Origin of the sequence: Leeuwenhoekiella sp. NPDC079379 (assembly GCF_044542075.1) — a bacterium.
In the GTDB taxonomy this organism is placed as follows: Bacteria; Bacteroidota; Bacteroidia; order Flavobacteriales; family Flavobacteriaceae; genus Leeuwenhoekiella.
This window is the reverse complement of the sequence record NZ_JBITTU010000010.1, coordinates 1-23,353: the sequence shown is the minus strand read 5'-3', so window position 1 is coordinate 23,353 and position 23,353 is coordinate 1. Positions and strand designations below refer to the sequence as shown.

Here is a 23,353-nt window from a genome sequence, read left to right as displayed (position 1 = left end):
TTAAGCCCAAATCTACAATTTGGCTTTTTTAGTCGCAATTTTGTCTAAGACCTTAAGTAATATATGACATCCTTTTTCAATTTCTTGATTTGAGATTGTTAAAGGTGGCGTTATACGTATAGCTTTTCCTTCAAAAAGAAGCCAGAATAAAATAAGACCTTCATCCTGAGCCATAAGTACAGCATCATTTGTAATAGCTTCGGAGGTTGTTATCGCGGCTAGCATTAATCCTTTGCCGCGTACCTCTGTTATAAGTTTATGTTTTAATAATGACCGGAACAGCTTTTCTTTTTCTAAAGCTTGTTCCATTAATGAGGTTTGTAGTATTAATTTTAAAGTAGTCAAAGCCGCTGCCGCAATGACAGGATGGCCGCCAAATGTTGTTATATGACCCATTTTAGGGTTTTCTGATAGTAGTTGCATATGCGCTTTTGAGGCGGTAAAAGCCCCAATAGGCATTCCGCCCCCCATACCTTTACCCATAACAACTACATCAGGAATTACCTCAAAATTTTCAAAACCAAATAATTTACCGGTACGACCAAAACCCGGTTGTATCTCATCTAAAATTAGTAATGCGCCTACTTGCTCACAACGATTTTTGACGGCTTTAAGCCAGCCGCTTTCTGGTTGAATAAAACCGGCACCACCTTGTATGGTTTCCAAGACCACGCCGGCAGTCCGCTCGGTTATGAGGTTTAAGTCTTCAAAATTATTGAAGTTAAGAAATGAAACATCACCTATTACGGGTCTAAAAGGAGCTACACGCTCTTCAAAATCCATTAAGCTAAGTGCGCCAAAGGTATTGCCGTGATACGCCTTTTTAGCTGCTATTATTTCGGTTCTTCCTGTTACACGCCTTGCAAGTTTAATGGCGCCATCTATAGCTTCAGTCCCGCTATTTACAAGATAAGTTTGTTCTAAGGGTTCTGGTAAATTTTCTGCCAGAAGCCGTGTAAGTTTTACAGCAGGGTCTTGTGCATATTCTCCATACACCATTACGTGTAAATACTTATCACATTGTTCTTTTATAGCTCTAATAACTTCGGGGTTAGAATGGCCTACACTTACTGCGGAAACACCCGCAACAAAATCAAGATAAGCTTTTCCAGAGGTATCGTATATATAAGAACCCGTTGCGTGGGAAACTTCTAGAGCAAGCGGGAAGGGGCTCGTTTGAGCCTGATATTTAAGAAAATCAGCTTTCATTTAATTTTCTGTTTGAGTAGAATCTTTTGCTTTAACAGGCAGCTGTTCTTTTAAGACACTTGCAGGTTTTTTAGGTGCAATAGAATCTTGTTTTATTGTTGCTTTATCATTTACAGGTAACCCTATTGAAGGTGAATCTTCTTCACGATTTTTAAAATCTGAAGGGTCTAACTGAGACGCGCTCGGAATGCCTAATTTATTATCTGGTATTGTGTTGTCAAAAAAGTCTTCTTCAATCTCGGGTAGGGGTATACCCTCAATTTTAGTAAGTGTAAATGGTGCTTCGCCTTTAAAAATATCTTCTTTAGTTAATAAGCGTTCGTCACCTCTCCAGTTTAAACCAGGAAATTCACGAGCTTCTTTTTCAAATTTTGAAAGCGGAAACACATCACCATCTACTTGTCGCCATTTAGTAATTTCTATTAGTTCATTATTTTCAAGTATTGCAGTTATTGATGCAGATTTACTTTTATCAATACCTTGTAAAATGCCATCGTCAGAACGCATATAATTTATGCTTTCGGCATTTTTTATAATATCTAATTGATGCAATTTATTATCTAAAAAGGTACCATATAAATCATCTCCTTTAACCTGATTGTAACCTCTTTTTGAAGGGGTGTCAGATAGCGGTATCGTATCTTGCTTGGCTAAAAATGCATTTTTAAAAACGTGTAAAGAGTCTAGTTTTTCTGTGACAGTATTGCTTCTTAGATGAATACTATCACCAGTCATTTGGCTTAAACCGCTCCACAAAATAGGCCTGCCTATCATCTGGGTGAGACCGGTTTGCTGGTTAATGTGTATCGAGTCTGATTTTCCGCTAAGATCACTTTTAAAAAGGCGTACATTGTAATAACCGCGTACGATTCGCTTTTCAGGAATACCGGTTACGACAAGCCTATCGCCGTGAACGTATATAGAATCCTTATCTTGAACAGTAATTGCTACTGCTCGTTTAGTTATAAAAACAGAATCTTTAGCCTTATAAACTTCGGCATAATGACCTTTAATTATACTCTTGTTTGCGGTATCTATAACCCGAATATTATTAGTCGCTGATGCAAAATTAGTAGGTCTATCAAAGTATAAACTGTCTCCATACACCGTACGATTATCGTAATCTATACGCGAGTTTTTTACGAAATAACCATTATCATTGCGCGTGTCGTAATAGCCGCGCTCACAATAAACCGTGCTTACTTCGCTGGTGATCGTTGACGGACCGTAGAGGTAAGCAATACCCGCTTTAGAATAATAATCAAGCTGATCACTATCAATAACATATTCAGGATTGGTGACCACCACATTTTGAATAAACGAGGATTTATCCTGATCCAGGAAATGGCGTCCTATTTTACTTGTAATAACACTTGCCGTATCCCGAAGTGTTCCGCCGCTGCGATAATAAGTTTGTTGTTTGATGCGGTCAAAGTAGAGCGTATCGGTATCTACGGTCGCGGTAGGTGTCTTTAAATTAACACCGCCAGAAGCCCATGCAAATTGTGTGTTACCGTTGTACTCTGCATAGTTGCTGCGCATGGTAATCGTGTCGCCTTGGTTCATACGCACATTACCAATTGCTCTTACAAAGTTTTCATCTTTATAATTAAAGGCAAGATCACACCACATTTCAATACCCTCATGTTGAATATAAACTTGCTTGGTACTTTTGTACATGACAATGGCTCCGGGGTATTTTGCTTCGTCAATCTGCTCAATATCAGATTGAATATTCAATTCTTTTCCCTTTTGGGCGAAAGCACTAATCGTAATAAGAAATACGGTAGTTAGAATAACATTTTTAAAAAAAATGGGCATAGCTAATTTTGATGCAAATATAACGGAAAAACTGCCGTAGATTGTATCATGGGTATGTATTATTGAATAACACAATTTACGAGGCTTATTTATGGTCTTTTAGAATTATAGGTCAAATTTTAATCAAGCTCAATTATCGCGTTTTTTAAATAGATCAACATAATAAGCGGTTGTAAGTTGGTCTTTTGTAATATTTACACCTTCTAAAAAATTGTGAAGTACTTTAAAAACAGCATCAGTTTTATTCTGATAAGGTGTTAAAATTTCAATTTCTAAAAAGGCCTCTTTTAAGTTATCAAACATTACTAAAGCTACTTCTAATTGAAAGCCCTCATAAATAAAATTAAAAATTTCACAATGCTTGGTGTAGGATAGTGTTTTTGAGTATCCTAGATGCTTTACAATTGCATTTGTGTTTTCAGGATTTAATACCTGAGTTTCATATTCTTGTTTTGATTTGCTTTCTAAATCAAAAGGGGTGTCTTTAAACGTCAAAAAATGCTTAGATTCAGTAGTTTCTATAACAGTTTTTGTACGTAGTCTAAGTTCTTGTTCCGTACTATTTAATGCATTATTTAAATCATAATATCGATCATAATATTCTGCACGATAGGTTGATACGGGATTCTGCTTTATGAGTTGGGTTTTAGTAAACTCATAATTTTTTAACTTAGCCTTTAATTCAACCTCATACATAAACTTATTTTATTTTTTAAGATTTACAACTTTATGAATGAACGTGAGTTTTTGAATCACCGGTTCTGACAATATAAAAGGGTAGGCATCTGCGTGACCCATACTTCTGTTTAGCGAGTTCACAACATAGGTAAGCGGTAGATAATGCTTAATAATTTTATCCATTTTAGCTTCATCATACGGATCAAAATCACAACTCACATCTAAGCTAGTCACCTTTTTAAGTTCGGGATCTATTTCTAGGCCAAAATTGTATGATGTCTCCAGCATATCCATCATATGCATATAGTGAGACCAGGTTTCTGCCCAGTCTTCCCAGGCGTGCATAGTTGCGTATGAACTTATGTAGTGTTCTCTCCAATTTGATGGTGCACCATTTTTATAGTGCTCTTGTAATGCTTCACCATAATCTTGAGTGTCGTCGCCAAAAAGAGTTCTAAACTCTTTTAGAATCTCTTCATTAGGCTTAATTAAAACATCCCAGTAAAAGTGACCCACTTCATGTCTAAAATGACCCAGAAGTGTGCGATAACGCTCTTGCAACTGTTCTTTTACATATTCTCTATGTGCAGCATTTGCTTCTTGAATGTTTAGCGTAATTAAACCATTACTGTGACCTGTTTTAACAGCATCAGGATCATTAGCTAAAGGTGCTAAAAAGTCAAAGGTCAGATTTAGAGGTTCTCCTTCAATTATAAATTCTGTAGGGAGGTTCAATTTATGTAAACTATAAAATAGCCTACGTTTAGCAGCTTCAATTTTTTGCCAGTCCAGTTTATTTTCAGGAATACTTATATTAGGAATCATGTGATTTGTAGCACAAGCTTCGCAGTAATCACTTTCAATATCAACGCCAACAAGCCAGTTACACGCATCATTATTAAAATTTGCGCAATATGTGAGTTCTGTATCATTTAAATGAGGTTTCTTGTCATCATTAAAAGAAAGCATCTCCTCAGATTCATTTAAGTAGCCTAGACTGTTTCCACATTTTTCGCAAGAGGTATTCTCAAAGTAAATGGGATTATTGCAATTAGAACATTGAAAAATTTTCATAAGCCTGTTATCTATGGTTGACTGAATATTGTCTATAAATTTAGGAACAAATGTAAAGCAATGAAAATTGCGTTACTGTGAAGGTTTTCAGAAAATTAGAACAAAAAAAATCCGAAGTGAAAACTTCGGATTTTTTAAAATTTATCTGTGAATTGTTTGAGTCCTGTCTGGTCCTACAGACACAATTTTAATAGGCACTCTTAATTCTTTTTCTAAATATTCGATATAGGCGTTAAGCTCTTTAGGAAGTTGCTCATCACCTTTCATTTTAGTAAGATCTTCTGCCCATCCTTTCATTTCAAAGTAAATGGGTTCAACATTCTCAGGTTCTATATTGTAAGGTAAGTGATCTATAACTTCACCTTTATATTTATACTGCGTACATATTTTAAGAGTGTCAAAACCACTTAAAACGTCACCTTTCATCATCATTAATTGGGTAACTCCGTTTACACGCACTGCATATTTTAAAGCTACAAGGTCTAACCACCCGCAACGTCTGGGTCTACCTGTAGTAGCGCCAAATTCGTTACCTACGCGACCCATAGTTTCTCCTACCTCGTCAAAAAGTTCGGTAGGGAAGGGTCCCGACCCTACACGAGTCGTATACGCTTTAAAAATACCAAATACTTCTGCTATTTGACCCGGAGCTACACCCAGACCTGTGCACGCACCGGCTGCAGTTGTATTAGATGATGTAACAAATGGATATGTACCAAAGTCTATATCAAGTAAAGAACCCTGAGCACCTTCAGCAAGTATAGATTTACCTGCTTCCTGAGCCTGATATAGATATTCTTCAGAGTCAATAAATGTAAGTGCTTTTAAAACTTCTACAGCTTTAAAAAATTCTGCTTCTAATTCCTCAAGATTATATTCAATCTTAGCATCATAGAAATCAATCATATCTATATGCTTATCGCGTAACGCTGCATAACGATCTTTCCAGTCTGCTAATTCTAAATCTCCTACTCTTATACCGTTTCTACCGGTTTTATCCATATAGGTAGGACCTATACCTTTAAGTGTAGACCCTATTTTTGCTTTTCCTTTAGAAGCTTCAGAAGCTGCATCAAGTAAGCGGTGTGTAGGAAGTATTAAATGCGCTTTGCGCGATATTAATAGCTTCTCTTTTATATTGAGTTTAAACTGAGCTAGATTATCAAGTTCTTTCTTAAAAATAACAGGGTCTATCACAACGCCATTACCTACAAGGTTTATTGCATTTTCATGAAAAATACCTGATGGTATAGTGTGTAAGACATGCTTTATACCGTCAAATTCAAGAGTGTGCCCTGCGTTAGGACCGCCTTGAAAGCGTGCTATAATATCGTAATCTTTTGTAAGAACATCTACAATTTTGCCCTTGCCTTCATCTCCCCATTGGAGACCTAGAAGTAAATCTACTGCCATCTATGCGTTGTTGTCTTCGGTTGTGTTATCTGTTGAAATTTCTTTTTTACGGGTTCCGTAAAAATAAAGCGAGTGTTTGTTGATATCAATATTAAAAACTTCTTCAATTGTTTTTTTAATTGATTGTATACGTGGGTCACAAAATTCAATAACCTCACCGGTATCTGTAAGTATTACGTGATCGTGTTGTTTATCAAAATATGACTTCTCGTATTGTGATTGATTTTGACCAAATTGATGTTTACGTACCAGACCACAAGCAAGTAATAATTCTATCGTGTTGTAAAGCGTAGCTCTACTTACCCGATATTTTTTATTTTTCATGCTTATGTAAAGCGTCTCGATGTCAAAATGATCTTTATAATTGTAAATCTCCTGCAGAATCGCGTAGCGCTCTGGGGTTTTACGATGACCATTGTCTTCGAGAAACTTAGTAAAGACGTTTTTAACGACTTCTTGATCTTTATTTATAATTGTTTTAGGTCCCATAATTGAAGGTGCAAAGTTACGTATTTACAGGCGTATGACTTTGTCGATACCGTTTATTTTTTTTAGGTTTTCTATGAGCTTGCGTAAATGCTCTTTGTTCTTAACGATTACAGTGATATTTCCTTTAAAAATACCGTCGTGTGTGGTGAAATTTAAGTTACGCATATTTACGTGCATATGTTCAGAAATTTCACGGGTAACACCATTTACTAATCCTAGTGTATCTATACCTGAAAGTTCTAAATCTGCCTGAAATTCTTGAGCTGAAGAGTCTATCCACTTTGCAGGGATGATTCGATAAGCATAATTACTCTGCATAGCAATTGCATTAGGGCAGTTTTGCTTGTGTACTTTTATGCCTTCAGAAACCGTAGTGAAACCAAAAACCTTATCACCTGGTATAGGATTACAACATTTAGCTAAAGAATAATCTAGCTTTTGCTCATCTTTTCCAAATACGAGCATGTCGTATTTATCTGTTATCTCATCTTTATCTACATGCTCTGCTACAGGAGCTTTACGTATTTTATTTTTAATATAACTCACAAAAGCATTACTGCGGGAAGCAGCATATTCTTTGATCATTTTATTGTCTATGGTTCCAATACCTACTCTGTAAAACAAATCAAGACTTGTTTTAAGTTTAAAGTGTATTACCATCTCATTGATGATGTTTTCGTCTAAAGAAATCTTTTGCGAGCGCAATTTTCTATTTAGAATCACTTTACCATCTTCTGCAATAACTTTTTTCTCATCTTTTAAAGATGATTTTATCTTTGCACGAGCTCTTGCTGTGGTTGCATAATCAAGCCAGTTGTTATTAGGTCTGGCATGTTCAGAAGTTATTATTTCTACCTGATCTCCACTTTTAAGTTCGTGACTTAACGGTACTAACTTACCATTTACGCGAGCTCCGCGTGTATGCATACCAACTTCGGTATGTATACTAAATGCAAAGTCGAGTGGTGTAGCGGCTTTAGGAAGTGATTTTAGTTCACCTTGAGGGGTAAAAACAAAGATTTCCTTATTGTATAGGTTGAGTTTAAACTGTTCTACAAATTCTACTGCGTTAGTCTCGTTACTTTCTAAAGCTTCCTGCAAGCGGTTTAACCACTGGTCTAATGTCTGATCTTCCTCAGTCTCTGTAGTAGGTCCTTGTTTATATTTGTAATGCGCGGCATACCCTTTTTCAGCAATTTCATTCATACGATCAGATCGTATTTGAACTTCTACCCAACGCCCTTTTAAACCCATTACAGTTATGTGTAGCGCCTCATAGCCGGTAGATTTCGGAGAGGAAATCCAGTCACGAAGTCGGGTGGGATTCGGTCTAAAATGGTCTGTAACGATTGAATAAATTTTCCAGGCTAAAAACTTCTCACTATCAGGAGTACCTTTATAAATAATACGAATTGCAAATTTATCATATACCTCATCAAAGGGAATATTCTGCTTCAGCATTTTACGGCGAATGCTGTAAATAGATTTAGGTCTACCTTTTATTTCATAATCCAGAACTTCTTTATCAAGAGAATTTTGAACAGCTTCAGTAAACTCTTCAATATATTGATCCTGTTGCTCTTTTGTCTCTTTCATTTTCCGCGAAATGCTTCTAAACACTTCGGGTTCTGTATATTTAAGACCTAGATCTTCAAGTTCGGTTTTGATATTATAAAGTCCTATACGATGTGCAAGAGGAGCATAAATATATAAGGTTTCACTAGCGATTTTAACTTGTTTATCTGGTCGCATAGCGTCCATCGTTTGCATATTATGCAAACGATCTGCAATTTTAATAATGATAACGCGTACGTCATCATTAATGGTAAGCAGCATTTTTCTAAAATTCTCTGCCTGCAAAGAAGCATCGTGATGCTTTTTTAAATTTGATATTTTTGTAAGACCATCTACAATGCGAGCGACTGTAGGGCCAAAAAGTTCTTCTAAATCTTCTAATGTATACGAAGTGTCTTCAACAACATCGTGCAACAATGCAGCAGCGATAGAAGTGGCATCCATACCTATCTCGCTGGCAACAATACGTGCAACTGCAAGCGGGTGAAATACATAGGCTTCTCCAGACTTGCGGCGTTGATCTTTATGCGCATCTACAGCAACCTCAAACGCCTTTCTGATCATTTTTTTATCGTCGTCAGATAGGGTGCGATAACTTATGCGCAATAATTCTTTATAGCGCCGTGTAAGCTCTTTATTTTCTTTTTCTATATCCTCAGGAGTCATCATCTAAAAGTACAATTATATAATAGAAAAGCAAACGCAAAAACATTACCAAAGATGCTGAATACGCAATTAAACTGGGCTTTTTTTGATTTGATCTTAATATTATTTAGACAGATTGCGATAGCGCTGCAATAGGGTGGGATGGGAGTACTGAAACTTTACATACAAGGGGTGTGGAGTGAGATTGCTCAAGCTATTGCGGGATAGTTTTTTTAAAGAACTTATAAGGGGCGCCGCCGAAAATGTATTTTTCGCAAAATCATCTGCCTGATATTCAAATTTTCTAGAAAGTAAACTCATTAAAAACCCTGTAACACCAGAAATTGGAGCATATAAAATTCCGAAGGCAATAAGACCTATGTGAAAACTGGGTTTTGTTACACCTAAAGCCTCTGAAAATATAGGCTGACTTATGAATATACCTAGAAGCCATAAGGTAAATCCTGTGAGTAGGATTGAAGTAATTAGGTTAACTATAATATGATTTTTTTTGTAGTGACCTACCTCGTGCGCTAATACAGCAACAATTTCTTCTTCTTCAAGGTCATTTACTAAAGTATCATACAATGTTATTCTTTTTTCTGAACCAAAACCCGAAAAGTACGCATTGGCTTTTGTGCTGCGCTTAGAACCATCTATTATAAATATGTTATCTAGTTGAAAACCTACGGTTGCAGAGTAGGCTTCAATTTGATTCCTTAAAGGACCTTGTTCTAAAGGTTTTTGCTTGTTAAAGAGTGGTACAATAAGTTTTGCATAAAACATATTCATCACCAGTGCAAAAACAGCAAAGACAATCCAGGCGTAGATCCAAAAGAAACTACCACTCATTTGATAAAACCAAATTATAAGCGCTAATAACCCACCACCCACTAGAATAGTCATTACCCAGCCTTTTAATTTATCTGCGAAAAATAGTGCCGGAGTAGATTTGTTAAAACCGAATCGTTCTTCAATGATAAATGTTTTATAATAACTAAAAGGGGTTGTTAGCAGGTCTGAGCCTAGCATTATTATTCCGAAGAAAATAAGTCCTACTACAATTTCATTATCACTAATTGATCGTGCAAATGTGTCAATAAATGCAAAACCATCTATAAAGAAAAAAGTTAAGGTTACAATAAGCATAAACCCAGATGTCATTGCTGAGAACTTAGCATTTGCTTTCTTATAAGCTTGCGATTTTTTATATGTTTCTTCATCATAAACATCAGCTAATTCTGCAGGAACAGGATCATCAAAGTGTTTTGCATTTAACCAGTCTAGAACCTGATCAACTAGAAAACTAATTACGATAAATGCAATGATTGTATAAAATACAAGTGTAGGTGTCATTAACAGAGAGTTATAAAAGTATTAGTTAAAACCACGCTGTCTGCGGGCTTCAAAAACTAAAATCGCAGCTGCCACCGAGACATTCATAGAGTCCAGGCTGCCTTGCATAGGTATAATAATATTTTTAGTAGCATGCTCACGCCACAATTCAGAAAGTCCGTCTGCTTCAGTACCTACTACGAGGGCAGTGGGTTGTGTATAATTTTGTGATTCATACGAGACTGCTTCCTGAAGAATTGCGGTGTAGCGGTTGATATTATGTTCAATTAAAAAATCAATAACTTCTTGTGTCGTTCCTGTAGCGATATTTACTGTAAACACGCCGCCCACGCTAGAACGTATAATGTTAGGATTGTACAAATCTGTTTTAGGGTTTGCAAGTATAAATGCATCAACACCAGCGGCATCTGCCGTACGTAATAAGGCGCCTATATTTCCTGGTTTTTCGGGGGCTTCAGCTACTAATATTAAAGGATTTTCTGGAAGAAGCAAATTACTTAAACTATTTGATTTAGATCGAACACAGGCAATTAAACCTTCGGTACCAGAACGGTATGCAATTTTTTTATAAACTTCTTCAGTAACAGCGATTTGTTCAACATTGTGTTCAAGTTGTACTTGTAAGGCCTTCAAATCTTCAGGGTCTATGATGTTTTCGCAGAAAATAATGCGTGTTAACTCAAAGCCTGCTTGTAATGCCAAATTAACTTCGCGAACACCTTCGATTAAAAATTCACCTGATTTACGACGTTCTTTAGCTTTTTCCCGTAAGGTGACCAGTTGCTTTATCGTGGGATTGTGTATGCTGCTAATTTCTTTAACCATAATGCAAAGTTAGTACAGGTTTAGCGTGTGAGGGTAGAATCTTTAGATTTCTTAAAGGTGTAATGTTCTTTTAATACTTTAAGAAACTCCTCTTTAGCATAGCCTTCTGGAGTTTTACTAATTAAATTGAAATCTACCTGATCATTATCTCTAATTTTTAGAGAGTCTGAAGGATATAGTTTGTCTACCACCTTTTGTAAACTATAATTTTGGACTTCTAAACACAAGAGATTTCCGTTATTAAGTGTATCAAAACTCATATTTGATGCGCGCTCAACGGTAAAGGCAATACCGGTCGCTTTAAAGATTACATTTTCATTGTTAATCAGTTCACGTTCGACATTATGAAAAAATAAAAAGGCAAGCATTATTAAAATAAAATTATGAAAAAAATGTCCTAAAACAGCCCACAAAAAGCCAAGTTTCAGTCTTAAAAAACTGAATATAATACCGGCAAATAGTTGTGCACCTACAATTATGGGTGCGAGTAGGAAAAATGTAAGATCAACGTTAGTATAGTTGCTAAGATGAATGAAGCCAAAAACTGCAGAAACTATATATACTATAGGTCGTAAATTGCGCTTCCAAAAATTAGAAAAATCCTTTTTGAGCAAATACCCTAAAACTCTAAGTAGATAATTACGTTTATATTTTAATGAAAATCGAAATATGCCTTCTTCAAGCAGCGGGGTGAGTATGCAGATTATTAATATAGAAGTCCATATGGTGTAGGTTTCTGTATTTAAGAGATTTTCATACGGCTCTAACAACGGACTTAAAACACCGCTGAGAATAACAAAAATAAAAGCTATACCAAAATCATAGCTTACTGCGGTTATTAAATACTTTATTTTTTCCCAGATAGAAACTTGAAATACACAATCATCTGGGCTTTTTATAAATGAATTGATGTCTTCAATACGTGAACCTAATCCCATACATTTAAGAGTATCTATTACTTCTTGAAAATAGGTATAAAGTAAGAAAGTGTGTAGCCGTAACCAGCGCCATAAACATTGTCTGTGGTCACTTTATTAAATCCCGGAGCAAATAAATTAGCAAAATCATCTGGTGCCTTCTGGGTTAATGCTCGTTTTAATTGAACATTTACACCTAGGTATAAGTTATTAAATAATTCTACCTGCATTCCTAATTGGAGTTCAACCCAGATTAGATTAAGGTTATTATACGTACGTGAATCTGTGCGTAAATCTGGTTCAAAAAAAGTGTTTGTAGTATAAATGGTGTAGCTGTTAAGATCCTGGCTAAATGTTGAAAATCCGCCGCGTACACCCACATATATTAGGTTTGACATCCCAACCCAATTGTTGTAAATGTTGTAGTTAAAACCAGCCTTTATATAACTTCCCTGAGTTTTAGCATCAAAGTTAGCTTCATTGTACTCTTTAGTTTCAGTACCTAATTCTGCAGCGAGATAATAATGCTCACGTATTCTAAAATCTCCTACAATTTCAAAACCCTGATAGGTGTCATCTAATAAAGTTCTAAGAGGTTTGCTAAGATCTATACCTACGCGTAAACCATATTTATCTGTCTTAACTTTGGGAGTTAATGTGTCTGACTCTATTTTTTCTAGAGGCTCTTTTACTTCAATCCCTTGTTGCTGAGCATTCATTGCAGAAAGCCCAAACAGCACAAAACTAATGACGAATAAAAACCTGTGTTGTGTCTTCATTTGCGATAGTTCTGTTATTAATTATTAAATCATCTATCCAGCGGGCATCAGGACCGGGATTAGTTTGTATAGTAAGATTGTTAAATACTACTCTATAACCACAAGCTCTACTAATAAAAGTTTCTTGGGGTACGTAGGTAAATGTAACTGTATCTGCATTATTAGGATCTTCTGCGGCAACGAGGTTATTTGGGTTTTTAACAAAAACCAGTACCGTTGCAGTAGTATCTGTTCTCAACGGAATTTGAATGGTAGATGCTCCTGTGTATACGATGCTGTCTGAACGATCTTGTTTATAAATAGTAATATTTAAAGGCTTAGCTTCATTCACGTTATCAGAATCAAAAAAGCCAATCGTTAATTGCGGTGTAGTAGGGGTGCTGGTAGCACAAATATCATCACGTTCACAAGATAGTGACAATAGCAAAACGCAAATCATTAAAAGGAACCATTTCTTTATCATTAAATCCCTGTTATTTCAATTTGAGTAATACTACATTTTCTACGTGGTGGGTCTGCGGAAACATATCTACAGGTTGCACGCGTTCTACTTTATAATAAGGATCTAGCAATGCAAGATCACGGGCCTGCGTAGCACTGTTACAACTTACATAAACAATACGGTCTGCCTTTATTTTTATAAGCTGTTCAACAACATCCTTATGCATCCCGTCGCGAGGAGGATCTGTAATAATCACATCTGGCTGACCATGCATTTTAAGAAATGCATCGTTAAAAACATTCTTCATATCTCCCACGTAGAACTCAACGTTTTCTATTCCGTTTAATTGCGCATTAGCTTTTGCAGCAGTTATAGCATCTGGCACAGCCTCAACACCTATAACTTTCTTAGCATTACGTGCTACAAACTGGGCAATAGTACCGGTACCCGTGTATAGATCATAAACGTTTTCGGCTCCTGTAAGTCCCGCAAAATCGCGAGTGATTTTATAAAGTTCGTAAGCCTGGTCAGAATTAGTTTGATAAAAAGACTTTGCGTTAATTTTAAATTTAAGGCCTTCCATCTCTTCAAAAATATGATCGCGACCTGCAAAGCAGATTACTTCTTGATCATAAATTGTATCATTTCCTTTCTCATTAATAACATATAGTAAGGAAGTGATTTCAGGAAAGGTATTTTTTAGATAATTCATAACCAGTTCGCGAGGTGCTTCTTCATCGTGAAAAAACTGCACAAGAACCATAAGTTCTCCAATACTGGTGGTACGTATCATTAGCGTACGCAGTAAACCTTCTTGATTACGGGTATTAAAAAACGGAATGTCATTTGCGTTAGCAAATTCTTTAACGCCGTTGCGTATCGCATTGCTAGGATCACGCTGTAACCAGCATTTGTCAATATCAAGAATTTTATCCCACATTCCCGGTATATGAAAACCTAATGCATTGCGGTCTTCTATAATCTCATCGCTCTGAATTTGTTTTAGCGTAAGCCATTTACTGTCGCTAAAAGAAAACTCCATTTTATTACGGTAAAAGTATTGTTCCTTACTACCTGCAATAGGAGTTACTTCGGGAAGTTCAATTTTACCCAGACGTTGTAAATTGTTTACTACCTCACGCTGTTTATATTCCAGCTGGTAGTCATAGTGCATATTCTGCCACTTACAACCGCCACACGTACCAAAATGCTTACAGGCAGGTTCTGTACGTTTAGGAGAAAATTCATGAATTTTAATGGCAGTACCTTCAAAATACGCTTTGCGTTGTTTTGTGGTCTGCACATCTATAACATCTCCCGGTACGGCGTTATTTATAAATATAACACGCCCGTCTGGAGCTTTAGCTATTCCTTTACCTTTAGCACCGGCATCTGTCACGAGTACATTAGGGAAAATTTTTCTGGAGTTCTTTTTTCTTGACACAGGGCAAAAATAGCATAAATAAGAAGATTTACCATCTGTATTCCTAATAGTCTCAACCTATATATTTATAGTCTTAGAATGAGAATTTTATAAATCACAGCTAAAAAGATTATACACCTAGGAATGCAATACTATTTAGAGGTGTCTTAATTTTTTAGTAATTTGCAACAACTTAAACGGGATGATTTCTCTCCTTATAAGGGTGTTCTAGACTTAAAACATCATAAGCAGGAATCGTAAAGAGATTACCATAAAATTAGTACACAATGACTACTGCACAAAAACTCACATCACAAGAGACTATTGCTCTTGAGGAAAAACACGGCGCGCACAATTATCATCCACTTCCTGTGGTTTTAAAACGTGGCGAAGGTGTTTATGTATGGGATATAGAAGATAAACGTTATTATGATTTTTTATCTGCCTACTCTGCGGTTAACCAGGGCCATTGTCACCCTGCAATTGTAGGAGCAATGAATAAGCAAGCCGAAACCCTAACGCTTACTTCGCGAGCATTTCATAATGATATGCTGGGTAAATATGAATCTTACGCTACAGATTATTTTCAGTTTGACAAATTGTTACCGATGAATACCGGTGCAGAGGCTGTTGAAACTGCAATAAAAATAGCACGTAAATGGGCTTATGAGAAAAAAGGAGTTGCAGAGCACGAGGCACAAATTATCGTATGTGAAAATAACTTTCACGGAAGAACTACAACGATCATTTCATTTTCTAATGATGAGGGAGCACGTAAAAACTTTGGACCATATACTCCCGGATTTATAAAAATACCATATGATGATCCTAAAGCCTTAGAGCGCGCCTTAATCGAAAATAAAAATATTGCTGGTTTTCTGGTTGAACCTATACAAGGTGAAGCAGGAGTTTTCACTCCGTCTGATGATTTTCTCAAGCAAGCACAGGCATTATGTAAATCGCATAATGTATTATTTATTGCAGACGAGATTCAAACAGGTATTGCCCGTACTGGAGCATTACTAGCAGTATGCGGTAATTGTACCTGCGAAGGGCACTGCGAGCGTCAGGAAACCTATGTACGCCCTGATATTCTAATACTTGGTAAAGCACTTTCTGGAGGCGCATATCCTGTTTCTGCAGTTCTCGCAGACGATGCAGTGATGAATGTTATTAAACCGGGGCAACACGGTTCTACCTTTGGCGGAAATCCTGTTGCTTCTGCTGTAGCAATGGCTGCTCTTGATGTAGTTAAAGATGAAAAATTAGCACAAAATGCACGAGTTTTAGGAGATCTTTTCCGTTCTAAATTAAATGAATATATAGCTGAAAGTTCTATTGTAAATTTGGTACGTGGTCGCGGTTTACTCAATGCTATTTTAATTAATGATACCGAAGAAAGCAGTACAGCCTGGGATATTTGTATGGCTCTAAAAGAAAATGGGTTATTAGCAAAACCTACGCACGGTAATATAATACGATTTGCACCACCCCTTGTAATGAATGAGGAGCAATTGCTCGATTGTGTTTCAATTATAGTAAAGACGTTAAAGCAGTTTGAGAAGTAGATTTTTCAAATTTAAATGCAAAAAAACGGCGACTCTTTTAGAGTCGCCGTTTTTGTTTTAATAATTGCAAAAAGACATACTATTAAAAATTATAGTACTTCTAATAACTTAACATCAAATAGAATTACTGTATTTCCGGGAATGCTTGAACCTGCACCAGAAGTGCCGTAGCCGATGAGAGCAGGAAGTAAGAATGTTGACTCACCGCCTTCTTTCATAAGTAATAATCCTTCAGTAAAACCAGGAATTAATCCACCTGCACTAAACTCTGCTGTAGGGTTTGATTGATCAAAGGTTCTTCCATCCAGAAAATAGCCTTTGTATTCAACCACAACTCTAGAGCTTACAGTAGGTGATGCACCAGTGCCTTCGGTTTTAGTGATGTACCTAAGTCCAGTATTTGTGCGTGTAGCAGTTAGCTCATTTGTTTCAAGGTACGTAGTGATTTCTGCTTCGTTACGAGCAAAAGCTGCACTCTCAGATTCACCATCATCACTAGAACAGCTTACATAAAGCGTTAGTGCGCAGATAAGCGTTATAAATGTTTTCATAATATGATTTTAATTAAGTGGCGAAACTAAGTTTTAAAACGCTTTAGACCAACAAAAAAAACTATTGTTTTAAAGTGCTTCCAACTCAGTATTTCGCATAACATTTAACATTTTTCTAGGCGTTAATCAATTCATAAACAAAAATATGAGACTCCCATTATCAGGTACTTTTGAAAAAAACTAACACGTATGAAAACGACTATACAAAAATCTCCAGGTATGGGAGCTGTTTTGGTTGATGGCGTAACCACCTTTAGAGTGTGGGCTCCTAACGCAGATAAATTATTTGTTACCGGCGACTTTAATGATTGGAGTGATACCGCTCTTGAAATGGAGCTTGAAGAAAATGGATACTGGGCTGCCACTACAGATGGCGCAAAAGAACGTGACGAATATAAATTTCTAATTCATAATGGGGAACAAAAATTATATCGTAATGATCCCTATGCATTTGAATTGACTAATAGTAATGGAAACTCTATCATACGTACGCTTGATTTTGACTGGGAAGGTGATAATTTTGTAATACCATCCTGGAATAGTCTGGTTATTTATGAGCTTCACGTGGGTACTTTTAATAGAAAAGATCCTGATACAGTAGGAACTTTCGAAGATGTAATAGAAAAGCTTTCTTATTTAAAAGGCTTAGGTATTAATTGTATAGAGTTACTTCCTGTCGCAGAATTTGCAGGTGGCATTTCCTGGGGATATAATACTGCACACCCCTTTGCTATAGAGCAAGATTATGGTGGTCCAGAAGGATTAGCTAAACTGGTTAAAGAAGCTCATAAAGCAGGAATCGCAGTAATTATGGATGTGGTTTATAATCATTTTGGCCCTTCTGATGTTGATTTATGGCAGTTTGACGGGTGGAGCGAGAATGATAAAGGAGGTATTTACTTCTATAACGATCATCGTAGCGATACTCCCTGGGGAGATACGCGACCAGATTATGGCAGACATGAAGTGCGCCAATATTTAAGGGATAACGCCTTAATGTGGGTAGAAAAATACCATTGTGACGGTTTAAGGCTTGACGCAACATCATATATACGTTATGAAGGTGGCGGCCTAGGGGATGACGTGGTCATTGAAGAAGGAAACCAAATGATGCAGGAAATTAATCAGCAGTTGCAAGAGAAACATCCACACGTAATAACTATTGCCGAAGATTTAAAGGGGCAGGAGGTTGTGACTAATGCGCTTATAGATGGTGGTATTGGGTATGGGTCGCAGTGGGATATGCATTTTGTTCATCCCGTACGTAAAGTACTTACAGATATTAATGACGATACACGCGACTTGCAAGCCATTGTAGATGCTCTAGAATTCACGTACAGTGGAGATGTTTTTAAACGTATTATTTATACTGAATCGCACGATGAGGTAGCAAATGGTAAGGCGCGCGTTCCGGAAGAAATTCAGCCTGGAGATGCAGAAAGTGGTTTTGCTAAAAAACGTGCTTTATTAGGGATCGTATTAACATTGACCGCTCCGGGAATCCCAATGCTTTTTCAAGGTCAGGAATTTATTGAAGATGAGTACTTTCAGGATACTGAGGGTCTTGACTGGGAAAAGCAAGAGCGACTTAAAGGTATTTCAAGATTAGTAGGAGATATTATTAAATTACGTACCGGGTCTTACGATGGTGCAGATGGTTTGCGTGGGCAACACCTAACAATCGTACATTTTAATATGGAAACTAAAATACTAGCCTATATACGCGGTGGAGAAGGGGAGCAGCCAGCGCTGGTTATACTAAACTTCAGCAATACCGAATATGGTGATTATGGAATAGGTATTGACGCAGACACTAACTGGAAGTTGAGAATTAACAGTGTTTGGAAAGGTTATGATAATGACTTTTCTGATACAGATGTCGAAAACATTAGAAAAGAAGAAGGAGAGACAGATAACCGGGATTGGACAGGCAAGCTAGATATCCCCGGCTACGCAGCATTGATTTATTCACTATAGAAATATTTGTGCATTAATATATTTTAACATTATCGAGTTAAAATATATTAATATTATTAATAATGTGACTGAAGTAAATTAATTTTATTAAAAATATTTATTATGAGAAAGATTTTAAGACTTATTACACTAGCCCAAGTAGGATATTATGCTTATGACTGGATTAAGAACAAAAGATCGTTTAAAGAAGAATTTGTTCCGAATCTTAAAAAGGTTAAACGAAAGTTGATTTAATTAACCTCAAAAATATTTTTAATAACAATAAATCCAAAAAATTATGAAAACTACAATAGAAGAAGCACGCGAAAAATCACACGAAAATTTAGTATCTAGCTTACAGGGCTTACTTGAAAAGAACTATGATGCAGAACATGGCTATAAAGAAGCTATGGTTAAAGCAGAAAATGGTCATCTAAAAGAATATTTAAAAGTTAGAGCTGCATTGAGAAATAGATTTGCAACAGAATTGAGTGATGCAATTATTAACTTAAATGAAAAGCCTATTGAATCTGGAAGTGCTACGGGAGCAGTACACAGAACCTGGATGAATATTAAAGATGCATTTAGCTCAGACACTGACGAGTCTATCTTAGAAGAATGCATACGTGGTGAGAAAGCAAGTATTGAAGAGTATAAGGATGTTTTAAAAGAAAATGAAAATCATTTTACTCCACAAATCACTTCTATGATTACTAACCAAATGTTAGAAGTAGAAAAATCGCTAGACACCATAGCTAAACTTGAAAATTTAATGTAATTTTTAAGTTATTATAAATTAATTAAGACCGCCTTATGGGCGGTCTTTTTATTTGAATGATTTTAGAATGTATAAGAGATTGTTTTTAGCCGCATATAATCAAGCATAGCAGTATTTATATCGCCATTCATATTGGTATTAAATTTTTCAAATTTTAAACTAATTATATTTTCACCTTTATTAAGTTCAACAACCCGTGAATTAGAAAATCCCCAGTTTGACCACTCATCTGTACCGCGCTGTGGAAAGACAATTACACCTTTAAACTTTTTATTTACCTTAAGACTGCGTATTGCACATTTGTTATCCGTATTCCACGGGCCGCTGCCGTTGCTATATCTAAAATCAACTATATATTTTCCTGCCTTTTGTATAAATAGGGAGATTTTTATCTTTCGATTTGAAGTGTGGCTTAGTTCTACAAAACCCTCACCGCTATAATTCGTATAATTCAATTCAGATTTTTCTGCAAAATTCTCAAGTTGAATAATTTTTTCCGCTTTAGCGAAAACAATTGGTTTACTCGCGAACCCCTCATTTTTTTCTAAATCATAAGCACTTACTTGATAGTTAGCGTACAACTCATCATTCACTTCCAACTTTGTTTTCTTAGTACTTTTAAGAAAGACTCCGTTTTTATAGATGAGGTAATGAGAGCAATTATCAACAGTATTCCACTGTAATCCTGTTGATGTTTTATAGGCTTGAATAGTAGGAGGGCAGAAGCGGTTGTCTACTTTTTTAATCACTTGATTGCTCAATGCATTATTTGCCAGTTCAATATGCATATTTTGTTCGCCACTGGCGTGTGCAGGTATAAAGGCTTTAGTTATTTTTTTACCATTAAGCGTTATTTTTTTAATTTTTGAACCAAAACCGGCGACCGTAACTGTTAATTGGGCTTTGCGGTAATTAAAGTTTGAAAGCTTCCGAGTGCCCTTATATGCTTCAGTAACTACAGGATTAAAATAAAGACCATCAAGTTCAAAACGAATTCCCAGAAAAACGCGGTACACCATTGCCAAGTTTCCTGCAATACTCCATAACATGCGATCAGAATTTATTTCAGTACCGGTAAAATCACCATTTTCGGCCACCATATTTTCATAGTTGCTTAAAAATAAAGCAGAAGCTCTATAAATACTTGCAAGACCGTGATTTAGAACCGGTTCGTTTTTTGTTTTCGCGGCAGCTAAATTCCAATACGCCTGTACAAAAGGCCAAATTCCATTATTATGATAGGGTGGAATTCCCGGTATTTGTGGGTAGATACACGTAGTACCAAATGGAGTGAGAGGAGATTTTGAGATAATAGATTTTGCTTTTTTCTGATCTGCTATTTCAAATAATACAGATAATGATTCTCCCAGGGCTTCAAAAAATGGAGCGGTCATCATTTCATTTTTACCGTATAAGCAATGCGCATAATAGCCTTTAAATTTGAGCCACAGATACGTATTTATACCTTTTTTAATGCCTTGAGCACGCTGCTCGTAAACCTCAAAATCTTTATTTTTTAATTTAGAAATTTCTACAAATATACAGTGAGCTCTGTAGTGAACAGCGTTAGTGCCTAAATTCTGAGAGGCATAAATATCTGCGTTAGACATCCATTTAGGATAGGTTTGCTCACGCCAATCTAAAAAAGAAGATTCTCCAGAATACAATCCGGTTTCAGCATTATGAAGAGTTTTATAATCGTCATCAAGTGTATTTTTAATCACCGGGTAAATCTCATTAAGCCATTTTTTTTCACCAGTAACTTTGTACACCTCCCATGCTGCGAGGACCCATGTTGTACGGTCTGAAGAAATGGGCCAGGCGCCCCCAGAACCGGTATCCTGAACGATGCGTTTATTCTTTATTTTTTTACGAAGACTTATTTTAGAGATTTCGGGTTCATGAAAAGCAAAGGCGAGCAGTATACTATAACTCACATCTCGGGTCCAGACTCCGCTCCATTTTGCACCGGTACGTAATGTTTTATCAGGCTCTATAGCTTTAAGTGCTTCTTCTAATGATAGGTTATAAAGAGTGTCTACAAGAATCTGATCTGACTCGTACTGTGGCTTTTTGTCAATATCAAGTTTCAGGTGCCAGTCTTTACGTTCAAATTTTGAAGCATTAAATGGGTTGAGCAGCACCGTAATTGAATATATGGCAGGATCTGAAGTGGGCTGCATTTGTAAACCTCTGTTTTCAAGATTTACAAAATCCCAGGTTAATGGTTTTGAGTCTCCTGCTAAATAAAAGCCGTTAAAATCTGACTTAGCAATGCGGGAGCCATCAAATGCCTCATAATATCCTTTCTTTTTAAACTGGTCAAATACAGGTGAAACATCAAGCTTAAAGGTAAACTCGTAATTAGCAGGTAAATAATTAGTGCAATGTTTAGGTTTAGCCGGTGAAGGCTCACCAAAGGTAACTACAGGTAATTCTTTTTCAGAATTTATAATAAACCAGTGATCTTCACCTATAGGTAACTCATTGTCTTTTTGGTTAATACTAAATTTGAAAATAAGCAAACGTGAGTAAGTCTCATTTGCTTTTGAATTGTAATTAGAAGTTAGTTGGTGATGAGTTTCTGCAACTGCTATATTTTGACCTTGAATTACCCTGTCTTTATAAATGCTAAATGCATCGCATTCATAAATTTTTTGTTCACTTTTTATGGAGAATTTTTTTGTGGACATCGGTAGAATTTTAAAGGACAAAGATTTATTTATACAGGTGCATATTTTAATAGTATTATGAAATTAATCTAATTGTAAGTAATCAACTTAGCACTTAACATATAATTGAGACACTCCTTTTATTATTGAAAAGCTCTAAAATTTATGATAGTAGTTGATCTGTTAATCATTACGTAAAATGATAAATAGATGCTATTGATTAGAATATGAAAAGTGTACTTAAAAGCTCAAAGACAGGATTTTTATTAAGTGTCTCTATTAAGAGGATTTACTGTCCTAATTGTTCTTTAAAATTTAAAAATTAATTGGTAATAGATTCTAAAACCAATTTCCCCATCTTTTCTAGCTCTTCATTAGAGCCTGTACAAAAGTTTTTGTTTGTTTCAATAGTAATAGAAAGGTTATTAAGTCTAATACTTAATCTTTTTAAGTCTGGGTCATTTAAATAAGCTTCATTAAGAATGGCATAATCTCCTAAATTTTTTAGCACTTTGGCATTTTTAAATTCCATCTTATTCATCTGCATGAATGCTTGTTTTTCTGCCTCATTTCTCATTTGAATTTCTTCGGAATCTAACCCTGAATAATCCTTAAATAGAATACCCAATACAAGTTCACCATCAGCCAGTGTAATTTGGCACCTATTATTCATAGAAGACATGTCACCCGTCGTATAGGGTGGATTTTTCTCATCTGTAAAGCATAGTGAAGAAAAATCTATTGCTTTAATCAAATCTGGGCAACTTGTGGTTAAACTGTAGAGCTTAGAATCTTTAGCGGTACTATTCTCCTCAGCATCTATATATTCTTGAGCTTCCTCTATTTTAGCTTTTTCATCATTATTACTCTTACAAAAGGTAAGCGAGACACTTACAAACACCACTAAAATAAGAAGTTTTAAAAATTTAAAAATTTGCCGGCACATAATTGTCTTAATATTTTAGGTTATAAAAGTTTAATTTCTATAAATATAGCACTATCACATATATATGCCAGATAGTAATTAATTTTTATTCTGATGTTTTGAATATTGTAGGCTTCCCCTTTTTGTAGGCTTCCCTAAAAATGTAGGCTTCCCTAAAAACAGGACAGTTGTTAATTCGAATTTACTAATTTTAAATTCACACTGTCACGATGAAAAACAGCAAATTTAGCGAGAGC

19 protein-coding genes are annotated in these 23,353 nt (G+C 35.9%); 3 read left to right on the top strand and 16 right to left on the bottom strand.

Annotated elements, in window-relative coordinates; all coding sequences use genetic code 11:
- Positions 1-12 precede the first annotated feature (12 nt).
- From ACIGAM_RS15875 to rlmD, 13 genes are all read right to left on the bottom strand, one after another.
- The gene (locus ACIGAM_RS15875; protein WP_396512455.1) at positions 13-1,209 is read right to left on the bottom strand and encodes an aspartate aminotransferase family protein; all 1,197 of its coding nucleotides are present in this window, start codon (positions 1,207-1,209) and stop codon (positions 13-15) included.
- Positions 1,210-3,030, bottom strand: a complete 1,821-nt coding sequence (locus ACIGAM_RS15870; protein WP_396512454.1) for an OstA-like protein — start codon at positions 3,028-3,030, stop codon at positions 1,210-1,212.
- A 129-nt stretch (positions 3,031-3,159) separates the two neighbouring features.
- Complete coding sequence (cyaB, locus tag ACIGAM_RS15865) at positions 3,160-3,726, bottom strand: class IV adenylate cyclase (RefSeq protein WP_396512453.1); 567 nt, start codon at positions 3,724-3,726, stop codon at positions 3,160-3,162.
- 9 nt (positions 3,727-3,735) lie between these two features.
- On the bottom strand, positions 3,736-4,782 hold the full coding sequence (locus ACIGAM_RS15860; RefSeq protein WP_396512452.1) for a putative zinc-binding metallopeptidase: 1,047 nt from the start codon (positions 4,780-4,782) through the stop codon (positions 3,736-3,738).
- A 141-nt stretch (positions 4,783-4,923) separates the two neighbouring features.
- Positions 4,924-6,195, bottom strand: a complete 1,272-nt coding sequence (locus ACIGAM_RS15855) for an adenylosuccinate synthase (RefSeq protein ID WP_396512451.1) — start codon at positions 6,193-6,195, stop codon at positions 4,924-4,926.
- On the bottom strand, positions 6,196-6,684 hold the full coding sequence (locus tag ACIGAM_RS15850) for a Fur family transcriptional regulator (protein WP_396512450.1): 489 nt from the start codon (positions 6,682-6,684) through the stop codon (positions 6,196-6,198).
- A 24-nt stretch (positions 6,685-6,708) separates the two neighbouring features.
- Positions 6,709-8,925, bottom strand: a complete 2,217-nt coding sequence (locus ACIGAM_RS15845) for a RelA/SpoT family protein (protein ID WP_396512550.1) — start codon at positions 8,923-8,925, stop codon at positions 6,709-6,711.
- 102 nt (positions 8,926-9,027) lie between these two features.
- The gene (locus tag ACIGAM_RS15840; protein WP_396512449.1) at positions 9,028-10,260 is read right to left on the bottom strand and encodes a M48 family metallopeptidase; all 1,233 of its coding nucleotides are present in this window, start codon (positions 10,258-10,260) and stop codon (positions 9,028-9,030) included.
- Between the two features lie 21 nt (positions 10,261-10,281).
- A complete protein-coding gene (locus ACIGAM_RS15835; protein ID WP_396512448.1) occupies positions 10,282-11,085 on the bottom strand; it encodes a TrmH family RNA methyltransferase in 804 nt (267 codons plus the stop codon).
- A 20-nt stretch (positions 11,086-11,105) separates the two neighbouring features.
- A complete protein-coding gene (locus ACIGAM_RS15830) occupies positions 11,106-12,023 on the bottom strand; it encodes a CPBP family intramembrane glutamic endopeptidase (protein ID WP_396512447.1) in 918 nt (305 codons plus the stop codon).
- 17 nt (positions 12,024-12,040) lie between these two features.
- Positions 12,041-12,781, bottom strand: coding sequence for a DUF6048 family protein (locus ACIGAM_RS15825; protein ID WP_396512446.1), 741 nt, complete (start codon positions 12,779-12,781; stop codon positions 12,041-12,043).
- The gene (locus tag ACIGAM_RS15820) at positions 12,747-13,244 is read right to left on the bottom strand and encodes a DUF6452 family protein (protein ID WP_396512445.1); all 498 of its coding nucleotides are present in this window, start codon (positions 13,242-13,244) and stop codon (positions 12,747-12,749) included. The genes ACIGAM_RS15825 and ACIGAM_RS15820 overlap by 35 nt, the downstream gene beginning before the upstream one ends.
- Positions 13,245-13,254: 10 nt before the next feature.
- Positions 13,255-14,667 carry a 23S rRNA (uracil(1939)-C(5))-methyltransferase RlmD gene (gene rlmD, locus ACIGAM_RS15815; protein WP_396512444.1) on the bottom strand — a complete coding sequence of 471 codons (1,413 nt, stop codon included), beginning with the start codon at positions 14,665-14,667 and terminating at the stop codon, positions 13,255-13,257.
- A 266-nt stretch (positions 14,668-14,933) separates the two neighbouring features.
- On the opposite strand from rlmD, the gene rocD reads away from it, so the two are divergent.
- Positions 14,934-16,214, top strand: coding sequence for an ornithine--oxo-acid transaminase (gene rocD / locus ACIGAM_RS15810; RefSeq protein ID WP_396512443.1), 1,281 nt, complete (start codon positions 14,934-14,936; stop codon positions 16,212-16,214).
- An 89-nt stretch (positions 16,215-16,303) separates the two neighbouring features.
- Here rocD and ACIGAM_RS15805 read toward each other — a convergent pair whose 3' ends face one another.
- Entirely contained in the window at positions 16,304-16,765 is a 462-nt protein-coding gene (locus tag ACIGAM_RS15805; protein ID WP_396512442.1) for an FKBP-type peptidyl-prolyl cis-trans isomerase, read from the bottom strand.
- A 189-nt stretch (positions 16,766-16,954) separates the two neighbouring features.
- Here ACIGAM_RS15805 and ACIGAM_RS15800 point away from each other — a divergent pair, with 189 nt between their 5' ends.
- The gene (locus ACIGAM_RS15800) at positions 16,955-18,742 is read left to right on the top strand and encodes an alpha-amylase family glycosyl hydrolase (RefSeq protein WP_396512441.1); all 1,788 of its coding nucleotides are present in this window, start codon (positions 16,955-16,957) and stop codon (positions 18,740-18,742) included.
- A 277-nt stretch (positions 18,743-19,019) separates the two neighbouring features.
- Positions 19,020-19,499, top strand: a complete 480-nt coding sequence (locus ACIGAM_RS15795; RefSeq protein WP_396512440.1) for a PA2169 family four-helix-bundle protein — start codon at positions 19,020-19,022, stop codon at positions 19,497-19,499.
- 62 nt (positions 19,500-19,561) lie between these two features.
- On the opposite strand, the gene ACIGAM_RS15790 is transcribed toward ACIGAM_RS15795, so the two are convergent.
- Positions 19,562-22,192 (bottom strand): hypothetical protein, encoded by a 2,631-nt coding sequence (locus ACIGAM_RS15790; RefSeq protein ID WP_396512439.1) that lies wholly within the window; start codon positions 22,190-22,192, stop codon positions 19,562-19,564.
- 301 nt (positions 22,193-22,493) lie between these two features.
- The gene (locus tag ACIGAM_RS15785) at positions 22,494-23,117 is read right to left on the bottom strand and encodes a hypothetical protein (RefSeq protein ID WP_396512438.1); all 624 of its coding nucleotides are present in this window, start codon (positions 23,115-23,117) and stop codon (positions 22,494-22,496) included.
- Positions 23,118-23,353: the final 236 nt, after the last annotated feature.